This window comes from Brevundimonas diminuta ATCC 11568 (assembly GCF_000204035.1).
Classification (GTDB): domain Bacteria; phylum Pseudomonadota; class Alphaproteobacteria; order Caulobacterales; family Caulobacteraceae; genus Brevundimonas; species Brevundimonas diminuta.
In genome coordinates this window covers 341,356-350,244 of record NZ_GL883084.1, presented here as the reverse complement: position 1 = coordinate 350,244, position 8,889 = coordinate 341,356, and the positions used below count along the sequence as shown (strand labels likewise).

The 8,889-nt window shown below is 66.8% G+C and carries 10 protein-coding genes; 4 read left to right on the top strand and 6 right to left on the bottom strand.

Annotated elements, in window-relative coordinates; all coding sequences use genetic code 11:
* The 3 genes from BDIM_RS01750 to BDIM_RS01740 form a co-directional block, all read left to right on the top strand.
* The coding region (locus BDIM_RS01750) for a 3-oxoacyl-ACP reductase (protein ID WP_040344547.1) at positions 1 to 594 on the top strand (594 nt) is incomplete at its 5' end.
* Positions 595 to 632: 38 nt separating this feature from the next.
* The gene (locus BDIM_RS01745; RefSeq protein WP_003163838.1) at positions 633 to 1,382 is read left to right on the top strand and encodes an SDR family NAD(P)-dependent oxidoreductase; all 750 of its coding nucleotides are present in this window, start codon (positions 633 to 635) and stop codon (positions 1,380 to 1,382) included.
* A gap of 161 nt (positions 1,383 to 1,543) precedes the next feature.
* The gene (locus tag BDIM_RS01740) at positions 1,544 to 2,743 is read left to right on the top strand and encodes an aspartate aminotransferase family protein (protein WP_003163836.1); all 1,200 of its coding nucleotides are present in this window, start codon (positions 1,544 to 1,546) and stop codon (positions 2,741 to 2,743) included.
* A 16-nt stretch (positions 2,744 to 2,759) separates the two neighbouring features.
* Here BDIM_RS01740 and BDIM_RS01735 read toward each other — a convergent pair whose 3' ends face one another.
* Together BDIM_RS01735 and BDIM_RS01730 are read right to left on the bottom strand one after the other, a co-directional pair.
* Positions 2,760 to 2,945, bottom strand: a complete 186-nt coding sequence (locus tag BDIM_RS01735) for a hypothetical protein (RefSeq protein ID WP_003163835.1) — start codon at positions 2,943 to 2,945, stop codon at positions 2,760 to 2,762.
* Positions 2,946 to 3,038: 93 nt separating this feature from the next.
* On the bottom strand, positions 3,039 to 3,920 hold the full coding sequence (locus BDIM_RS01730) for a phosphoheptose isomerase family protein (RefSeq protein ID WP_003163834.1): 882 nt from the start codon (positions 3,918 to 3,920) through the stop codon (positions 3,039 to 3,041).
* 509 nt (positions 3,921 to 4,429) lie between these two features.
* Here BDIM_RS01730 and BDIM_RS18260 point away from each other — a divergent pair.
* Positions 4,430 to 4,921, top strand: a complete 492-nt coding sequence (locus tag BDIM_RS18260; RefSeq protein WP_211205957.1) for a helix-turn-helix domain-containing protein — start codon at positions 4,430 to 4,432, stop codon at positions 4,919 to 4,921.
* A gap of 42 nt (positions 4,922 to 4,963) precedes the next feature.
* On the opposite strand, the gene BDIM_RS01720 is transcribed toward BDIM_RS18260, so the two are convergent.
* The 4 genes from BDIM_RS01720 to BDIM_RS01705 form a co-directional block, all read right to left on the bottom strand.
* A complete protein-coding gene (locus BDIM_RS01720; RefSeq protein WP_003163832.1) occupies positions 4,964 to 5,467 on the bottom strand; it encodes a Clp protease N-terminal domain-containing protein in 504 nt (167 codons plus the stop codon).
* 10 nt (positions 5,468 to 5,477) lie between these two features.
* The gene (locus tag BDIM_RS01715) at positions 5,478 to 5,699 is read right to left on the bottom strand and encodes a hypothetical protein (protein ID WP_003163831.1); all 222 of its coding nucleotides are present in this window, start codon (positions 5,697 to 5,699) and stop codon (positions 5,478 to 5,480) included.
* A 70-nt stretch (positions 5,700 to 5,769) separates the two neighbouring features.
* Entirely contained in the window at positions 5,770 to 6,690 is a 921-nt protein-coding gene (locus tag BDIM_RS01710; RefSeq protein WP_003163830.1) for a DUF5829 family protein, read from the bottom strand.
* A 1-nt stretch (position 6,691) separates the two neighbouring features.
* Entirely contained in the window at positions 6,692 to 8,767 is a 2,076-nt protein-coding gene (locus tag BDIM_RS01705; protein WP_040344543.1) for a TonB-dependent siderophore receptor, read from the bottom strand.
* Between the last annotated feature and the right edge of the window lie 122 nt (positions 8,768 to 8,889).

Below are 8,889 nucleotides of genomic sequence, written 5' to 3'. Positions count from 1 at the left end.
GCCGTTCAGGCTGATGTGACCGATCGTGCGGCCGTGGACGCCATGGTGGCGAAGGTTCAGGCCCATTTCGGCGGCCGGGTCAGCACCGTGGTCAACAATGCGCTGGACTACAGCTTCAACGGCGACGCCCGCGCCCAGATGGCCGATATTCCATGGGAAGACATGGAGCGTCAGTTCGCGACCGTGATCCGCGGCGCCCTGAACGTCATTCAGGCGACGGCGCCGGGCATGGGCGCGCAAAAGTTCGGTCGGGTGGTCAATATCGGCACCAACCTGTTCCAGAATCCGGTCGTGCCCTATCACGACTACACGGCCGCCAAGGCCGCCCTGCTCAGCCTGACGCGAACGGCGGCGGGCGATCTGGGGCCGTCGGGGATCACGGTCAACATGATCTCGGGCGGGCTTCTGCGGACGACCGACGCCAGCGCCGCGACGCCCGAAGCGGTGTTCGACCTGATCGCCGGCATGACCCCGCTGCGGTCCGTCACCACGCCGGAAGAGTTCGCCGATGCGGCCCTCTTCTTCGCCTCGCCGTGGAGCCGGGCGGTGACGGGGCAGAATCTGGTGGTCGACGGCGGGCTGGTGCGGGATTAAGTCGGCCCGACAGTAAAGCCTCAGCCAGGACGGACATCATGAGCGGCGTCATTCTGATTACCGGAGCCACCTCGGGCATCGGCCGGGCGGCGGCGCGTCGCTTCGCCGGCGCGGGCTGGAAGGTGATCGCCACCGGCCGCCGTCAGGAGCGTCTGGACGAACTGGTCGCCGAACTGGGCGCGGACCGGGTCCACGCCGCGCCGTTCGACATGCGGGACGAAGCCGCCATCGACGCGGCGCTGGACGCCCTGCCCGAGGGCTTCCGCGACATCGACGTGCTGATCAACAACGCCGGGCTGGCGCTGGGCACGGCGACCGCGCAAGAGGCTGATCTGGCCCAGTGGCGCCAGATGATCGACACTAACATCACCGGCCTGGTGACGCTGACGCACCGCCTTCTGCCGCGCCTGATCGCGCGCAAGGGGGCGATCCTGAACATCAGTTCGGTGGCGGCGACCTATCCGTACAAGGGCGGCAACGCCTATGGCGGGACCAAGGCCTTCGTGCGCCAGTTCTCGCTGGGGCTGCGCTCAGACCTGCACGGGACGGGGGTGCGCGTCACCTCCATCGAGCCGGGCATGGCCGAGACGGAGTTCACCCTGGTCCGCACCGGCGGCGACCAGGCGGCGTCCGACGCCCTCTATGGCGGGGCGGCCCCGATGACCGGCGAGGACATCGCCGAGACCCTGTTCTGGGTCGCGACCCTGCCTGCGCATCTGAACGTCAATGCGCTGGAGCTGATGCCGGTCAGCCAGTCGTTCGCCGGCTTCCAGGTGGCGCGCGACTGAGGTTGGTCAGGCCGTCCGGCTTCTGCTGATCGGACGGTCATCCGGTCTAGGTGAATTCCTGAAACCGACCCTGATGAACCATCCGGCATCGGATTAGCGTGGCTGCGTGCCTGTCCTGTCGACAGGTTTTCGCCGTGTCCGGCCTATTCACGAAGAGCCTCATGACCAGCCCCATCCTACCCGTCGCAGCCCGTCTGGATCTGGCGTTCGAATATGGAAAGGGCGCCTGGCTCTATGACCAGGACGGCAAGGCCTATCTGGACTTCGCATCGGGGATCGCGGTGAACGCCTTGGGCCATTGCCACCCGCACCTGGTGCGGGCGCTGAAGAAGCAGGCGGGCAAGATCTGGCACACCTCCAACACGGTGCGCATTCCCGAGGGCGAACGGCTGGCGCAGCGGCTCGTCGACAGCACCTTCGCCGAAGTGGTCTATTTCGCCAACTCGGGCGGCGAGGCCAATGAGGCGGCGGTCAAGATGGCGCGCCGTCGCCACGCCGTGGCGGGTCGGCCGGAGCGGTATCGCATCGTCACCTTCGAGGGGGCCTTTCACGGGCGCACCCTGGCCATGATCGCCGCCACCGGCCACCCGCCCTACATCGAAGGTTTCGGCCCCAAGGTCGAAGGTTTCGATCAGGTCCGGCTGGACGACTGGGACGCGCTGGAGGCGGTTGTCACGGACCAGACCGCCGCCCTGATGATCGAGCCCATCCAGGGCGAAGGCGGACTGCGCGTCGTCAAGACCGAGACCCTGGAGCGGTTGCGGCGCATGTGCGACGAGCGCGGCATGCTGCTGATCCTCGACGAAGTTCAGTCGGGCGTGGGCCGCACCGGCCGGTTCTTCGCCCATGAATGGAGCGGGATCGTCCCCGACATCGTCACGGTGGCCAAGGGCATCGGCGGCGGCTTTCCCATGGGCGCTTGTCTGGCGACGCGCCATGCGGCGGAAGGGATGACCCTGGGCACCCACGGCACCACGTTCGGCGGCAACCCCCTGGCCATGGCGGTCGGCAACGCCATGCTGGACATCGTACAGGACGACGCCTTCCTGGCGCGGGTGCTGAACAAGGCGGTGCTGTTGCGGCGCCAGCTGAAGCGGGTGCAGCGCGCTTACGGCAGGCTGGTCGGGGAACTGCGCGGGGAAGGCTTGCTGCAGGGCTTCTGCGCCCGAGGCGTCGAGGCGCGCGATTTCGTGGCGGCGCTGCGGGAGCAGGGTCTGATCGCCCTGGCGGCGCGCGATAACGTCGTGCGTTTCGCGCCGCCGCTGACGGTGACGGCCAAGGAGATCGCCGACGCCGGCGCCCGCCTCGAAGCCGCCTGCGGGGCTTTGACGCGAGGCAGGCGCTCAAGCAGGGCGGCCTGAGCGCCGCGAAGCGAAGTCAGCTCCATCCGATCGTGATGACGGCGATGGTCGCAATGAGCACCGCCGCCGTCACTACGGCGACGGGAAGGGCCAGTATCTGGATCAGGGCGGTCTTGCGCGAGGCGCCGCCTTCCGGCGTATCGGCCCCTTCGAAAGAGCGCCTGCGCGGCCCTGGGTTATGGATGCGCGAGTCTTGGTTCATGGCCGGTCGTCCTGCTTGTCCGAAATCGCGTGAACTGTGGTGACAGAGGCGAGGGTGCTGGCTTGCCGGATGGTTAGAAAGGTCCAGTCTGTTTCATTTCGATAGGCCGGTTGGCGCGTCAACGGGGGGGGGGCGGTCGTCAAACAGAGGTTCCGGGCGCAGAAAGATGAAGCCGACGTTGTCGAACTGCTGGATGGCCGCCGGTTTGAAATCGAGCGGGGCGTAGACGGGGTGGCGGATCGTCACCTCATCGCTGGGGCCGGCGGCTCTCACATGCGCCCGACTATAGGTCGTATAGGTCTGACAGACCTGATTATGGGTCTCGCCGGCTCGTCTCAGGTTCACCACGGGGATGTTGACGGCGGGGGCGCGCATCAGCGTAATCATCCCTTTGAGGCCGGTTTGTCCGGCAATCCGCCAGGCTGGCGCGATGGACGAGCCATGGCGGTGCAGAATGGAGCCCTCGGCGATCAGATCGCCGGCCGTGTCCGCAAATCGAAAGCGCCAGAGCTCGCCTTCCTTTTTGATCTCGCTTCGGGTCAGGCGTGCGGGCAGGCGCAGATGCTCGTCATTGTAGCGAACGACGCGCAGCGTATCGTTCCACAGGCCGTGGCAGACCATGTGAAGATCCGGCCGGTTCGCCAGGGCGCCGAAAAACGCAAAGGGGTGGGCGGGCAGTTTCGCTCCCGCGACGGGGGTCGCGAACAGGGATATCTGCAACTCGTGATGGGCGCCGAGGTTGGCCTTGACGAAGTCGCATATCCAGATGGCGGCCAGCGCCCGGCCTTGCGTGTCGAGCAGGGGCGTCAGCCCTTCCTGGGCCAGCAGCTCAGCCGCCTTCTTCCCATCGACCGTGCCGTTCATGCACAGCATGACGCCGTCATAGACATGATAGGGCGTGGTGAGTTCTTCGTCCGCGACCATGACGCGGCCGTCCAACGGAAAGCGTTGAAACAGGAAGTCTTTGGGCTTCATGACAGGCCTCTTGAGCAGGATTGCAGGCTAATGGGAGCTGCGCCTGGAGGACGGCGCGCTGCGTCAGCGGGGGCTTCAGGCCGACGCCCGGCGATCCATGCTGGGGAGGTTGTTCTGCGTATAGAACCGAAGCGACACGGGGGCCGTCGCGCGTGATGTCGGCCCGCCTGCACCGGCCCAGCGCCCCGGCGTCAGCCTGGATCTATATGGCCGTCGAACGCGATACGCGCGGCCTGCCGCTCGCCGACGAACAGCGCTTCAACTGCTATCCGGCCACGCCGTTTCCGAGCGTCTCATGGATTTTCGAGGGCGAGTTGCACATGGCCGCAGACCGCTCGGCTGTCGCACAAGGGAGGTTAGGGCGGCCGCTTCCTCGGGTGGTGTTCGCGGGGCCGCATCGACGGCCTGTGGCGAGCTGGTCGCCCGGCGCCGTCCATGCGCTTACGGTCAGCTTCTATCCTGAAGCCCTCGGCCGCGTGCTGGACATTTCCCTTGAGCGTTGTCTGGACGTGATCCTGCCGCTTGAGGCGGTGATGTCGGGGGCGGCGCTCACATGCTTGCTGAACATCGAGCGCGGCCCTGAGCCTTTTTCGCGCGTGCAGTCGATCGTCTCGTCCTGGCCATCGGGCCACCCGGTCGAGCCGAGCGGCGTCGACATTCGGGCGTGGCTGTCCATGATCTGCGCGCGCGCGGCGTCTCCGGATGGGGAGGGCGCGCGCCAGGTGCAGCGCCGCATCAAGGGGTGGACCGGCCAGAGCCGACGCGATCTGCAGCTCTATGAGCGTGTGGAGGCCGCGGCGCTTCACGGCCTTGCGGGGGAGCGTGAGACGGCGTCGGATCTCGCCGCCGCTGCGATCGACGCGGGCTTCTCCGATCAGTCGCATCTTGGTCGGGAGGTGCGGCGGGTGACGGGACTGTCGCCGCGCAGGTTGGAAACCTCGGTCCGGAATGACGAGGGCTTCTGGCTGTACCGACTTCTGAAAAGACGACCGAAGCCGTGAGGGCGGCGGCGCGTGGCCATCCGGTCCTGTCTCGGCTGGAGGTCAACCGGCACGGCTCGCCGCGCTGACGTCGTCCGCCGCGGCTTTCAACCGAGAGAGATCGACGTCCAGAACCCGCAGCGCGCGCGCCGCCACGCCTTCCGACATACCCGCGATGACGCTGACGACATGCGCGCCGTTAAGAGGGGTTCGCCCCTTCTTGAGCGCCGCCAGTTTCTGCATGACGTCCTGACCCGAAGCGGCGGCGCGATAGACGCCGGCGTTCGCCGTCATCGGCGTGCTGAGCGGGCTGTCCGCTTTCAAGCCCAATGAGCCTAGGCTGTCGTCATACTGTTTCTGGATCGCAGCCTTGAGGCCGTCGGGCGAGGCGCTGGCCTGTTCAAAGGCGCGGCGCGCGCCGCCGTCCGGCAGGTCCAGCGCCGCCAGGAGAAGGCGCTCGGCGCCGGGCTCCCGCTGCTGGTCCTGCAGGGCGTAGGCTTCCGCCGTTTCGCTGAGAAATTTGATGACGCCTATGTCGGCGAGCTTCGACTTGACGCCTTGAAGCATGGCGGTCCCCTTATCTGGAATGATGGGTCGACGTGATGTCCGACAGCCGCTTGTGGGCGGCCTGTTTGGTGACGCCCAAGGCCTGGGCGATCCGCGCCCATGACCACCCCTGGCCCAAGGCCGAGCCGACTGCGTCGCGTTCGATGCGATCCGCCAGGCGCCGCAAGGCCACGACTGCGGTCAGCGCCTCGGCGGGATCGGAAGGGACGGCGATGTCGTGCAGGTTGATCATGCGTCAACTTTGATTGACGCGTGTGCGCTTGTCAACAAGGGTTGACGACCTGCCTGGACGCATGTCGATGTCAGTCAACGCCTTTCGTGGGACGAAAGGCGACCGTCTGCGGGTCCATTCGGATCAGGACGCCTGAGCCCAACGACAGCATGTCGGGCGGCGCGCCGTCGGTCGCAAGGTCGAGCGACAGTAGGCGCGGCGGGTCTTCGGAGGCGCGAAGCAACAGCGTCCAGCCATCCCCGGTCAGCAGGGTTCCGTCGGCGGTTTCCCGCCGCTGCAGACCGGCGTCTTCCAACTGCCGGATCAGAAGGCGGAACATGGGCGGCGTGACCTGAAGGGCTAGGTGATTGATGTCGAAACGCCCCTGGTCCTCTGCACTTCGCGGGGCGAGAATGTGCGCGCGCGACGTCTGCGGCGCCTCCGTCGGGCCGGTTCCCGACTGCCAGCGATGGAATTCCGGGCGGTAGGCCATGGCCCACACAGCGAGATGATCTCCGCCCGCCGTCTCGTCGCACTGTATGGAATCGTACCAGGGCACGGACGGGTCGACACGACGATAGCGGACGGGCGTGCGCCTGGCGCTGATCGGGCAGGTTCGCCGCCAAATCCGCTCCAGGGCGTCGAGGTCGCCGGGGGCGTCATAGCCCAGGGCCAGGCCGACCTTGCCGACGGGTTCGCCGAAGCGGTTCTCCGGCGCGAAGAACTCTAGATAGGTCTCTCGCCCGCGGAAGAAGACGCGGTCGGCGCCGGGCTGCGGCGGGGCGTAGTCGGGCAGGCCGCCGTCGGCGCGCCCGAGCAGTCGGCTGAGAGGGGCGCTGTCGCGGACGGCCGCGAACGTGACGGCGTCCAGCACGACATAGACATGGTTCAACGCCGGCGCGGGTCTGGACGCAACGGCGAAGGCGGGCGGCTGCTGGGGCGCGTCCGGAGCTTCCGCGTCGGCCGTGGTCAGCGTTCCCAGAACTGAGAGGACAAGGGCGAAGCGCATCATCTCACCACCGCTTGCTGAGGGTCAGACGCGCCGTGCGCGGCGCCTGGGGGTGGATCTGGGAGAAGCCGCCGGTGATGTAGATGGTCTCGTCAGTGGCGTTGTCGACGTTCAGGCGCACTTCATAGCCCGCTCCGAACCGATAGGCCGCGTTCAGGTCCAGCCGCGTGTATCCGGGCAGGTCCAGGTTATTGCCGGTCGTCGCCGCCTGGCTTGAGGCGTGGAACAGGCCGCCGCCGATGGTCAGGCCGTCCAGGTCGCCGCCGAAAGCCCAGGAGGTCCACAGGGCGGCCTGGTGATCCGGCACCCCGGCCAGGCGATTGCCGACGATGAAGGCGTTGGTGTCCCTGGATATCTCGCTGTCGCTGTAGGCGTAGGAGGCGATGATCGTCCATGGATCCAGCGGCCTGGCCGAGACCTCGGCTTCCAGGCCTCGCACCCGGATTTCGCCGGCCTGGATCACCAGGTTGAAGTCGATCGGGTCGGCCACGACCGCATCCGTCTTGGTGATTTCAAAGGCCGACAGCGTCAGTTCGGCGCGGCCGTCGAACGCCAGGGCCTTGGTCCCGATCTCGAATTGCTCGCCGCGCGTGGGTTTGGGCGTCAGGCCGCTCTCCAACAGGCCGGCGTCGCCTTCATTGCGCGATGAACGCGCCCAGCTGGCGTAGATCGACCAGTCAGGCGTCGCCAGATAGGTCAGGCCCGCGCGGGGCGAGAAGGGGCGGTCCGTGCGGCGCACGCCGGGCTCGATGAAGTCTGCGGCGAAGGCGTAGGTCTCGACCTCTTCGAGCCGACCGCCCAGCAGCAGCCGCCACCGGCTCCATGCGATTTCGTCCTGAACATAGAGGCCTGTGGAGGTGTAGTCGTAGTGACTGTCGCCCACGGGCAGGTAGGTCGCCGGACGTCCGGTGCGGACCGGGTTCAACAGGTCGATCGGTCGGCCGAAGGCGATCTGGCCGTCGAGGTAGGAGAGCTGGTCGCGGCTGTGGTCGATCCCGATCAGCAGCCTATGGGTCAGGGGCCCGGTCACGACCCGGCCGTACAGTTCCGCCTGAAGGGTCAGGTCGTCCTGGGTTTCGTCATAGCTGACGAAGTTGCGGTTGACGGTCGTGCCGGACAGAGCCGGAAAGCCGTAGTTGAAGAACTGTTCCTCGGGCACGTCGACGGCGGAGATGAAGCCGCCCAGGCGCAGGCGCCAATCCGGGTTGAGGCGGCGGTTGAACTCCAGACCAGCGACCCATTGCTCCTTCTCGATCCGCATGAAGTCCTCGCCGTAGTTGCGGCGCACAGGCTGTTTCAGAAAGGCGGTGTTGTTGCCGAAGCCGCGGTCAAAGGCGGCGTCGCGTTGCAGATATTCCAGCCGCGCCAGCAGGCTGGTGTCGGCGTCGGGGCGCCATTCGACCACGGGCGAGATGTAGAGTTGTTCGTTGTCGACGAGTTCGCGGAAGCTCCCGGCGTTCTCATAGCCGATGTTGAGCCGGGCCAGGACCGCGCCGTCAGCGGTCAGCGGCGTGTTCAGGTCCAGTCCGCCGCGCCAGTAGTCGTTCGATCCCGCGACGACGAAGGCTTCGCCGCCGACCTCGGAGTAAGGGCGTTTGGACACGAAATTGATCACGCCGCCGGGCTCGAACCGGCCGTAGAGGGCCGAGGCGGGGCCCTTCAGAACCTCGATGCTTTCCACGCCCTGCAGGTCGATTTCCGGCTGGCTCACCGATTGGCGGAAACCGTCGCGCAGAGTGGAGATGTTCTGGAAGCCGCGAATGCGGAAGCGCTGATTGCCCGAGAAGCCGATGGTGCGCTGGACGCCGCTGATCGTCTCGGCCGCCTCGCCGATGTTCGACACATTGCGCAGATCCAGCAGTGCTCGCGACACGATGTTGACCGTGTACGGCGTTTCCAGCGTCGGGGCGCCCGATTTGGTCGCCGTCTCACCGGGAATGCGGCCCAGCGCGCGGCCGAAGACAGTGATGGCTTCCACCTCGGTCACATGGTCGGCCCCTGTGACGATGGGGGCGTCCTGGGCGATCGCCGGACTGGCGAGAAGCGCGGCGAGGCCGACGGTTGTGAGCAGCGTTTTCATGTGATCCCCGATGAAAGTGATTTGGGGTTGTTATGGTATAACGTTGCATATAGTCACCCCTGTAAATGCGATGCGCGGTCACGGTTCGGCGCCGGGGGCGTTGCAGGCGGCCGCAGAGGGGT